Annotated in this window: 1 protein-coding gene; it reads left to right on the forward strand. The window is 65.2% G+C overall.

The genetic code is table 11. The features are described from left to right. On the forward strand, positions 1-670 hold a 670-nt coding region (locus tag AB4Z53_RS35420; RefSeq protein ID WP_441600104.1), incomplete at both ends, for a zinc-binding dehydrogenase.

Genomic DNA, 670 nt, shown 5'->3' on the forward strand with positions numbered 1-670 from the left:
GCGCCGGCATCGTCGTCGACGTCGGCCCGGGCGTCACCTCGGTGAAGAAGGGCGACCATGTCATTCCGCTCTATACGCCCGAATGCCGCTCCTGCCCGTCGTGCCTGTCGCGCAAGACCAACCTGTGCACCGCGATCCGCKCGACGCAAGGCCAGGGCCTGATGCCGGACGGCACCTCGCGCTTCTCGATCGGCAASGACAAGATCCACCACTACATGGGCTGCTCGACCTTCGCCAACTACACGGTGCTGCCGGAGATTGCGGTTGCCAAGGTCAAYCCCGACGCCCCCTTCGACAAGATCTGCTACATCGGCTGCGGCGTGACGACCGGCATCGGCGCSGTCATCAACACGGCCMARGTGGAGATGGGGGCGACCGCRATCGTCTTCGGTCTCGGCGGMATCGGCCTCAATGTCATCCAGGGCCTGCGTCTGGCCGGCGCCGACATGATCATCGGCGTCGACCTCAACAACGACAAGAAGGCCTGGGGCGAGCGCTTCGGCATGACCCACTTCGTCAATCCGAAGGAGGTCGGCGACGACATCGTGCCTTACCTCGTCAACATGACCAAGCGCGGGGCCGACCAGATCGGYGGCGCCGACTACACCTTCGACTGCACCGGCAACACCAAGGTGATGCGCCAGGCGCTCGAAGCCTCGCATCGCGGCTG

The sequence above is a fragment of the Ensifer sp. 2TAB8 genome, from assembly GCF_052115125.1.
Lineage (GTDB): Bacteria > Pseudomonadota > Alphaproteobacteria > Rhizobiales > Rhizobiaceae > Ensifer.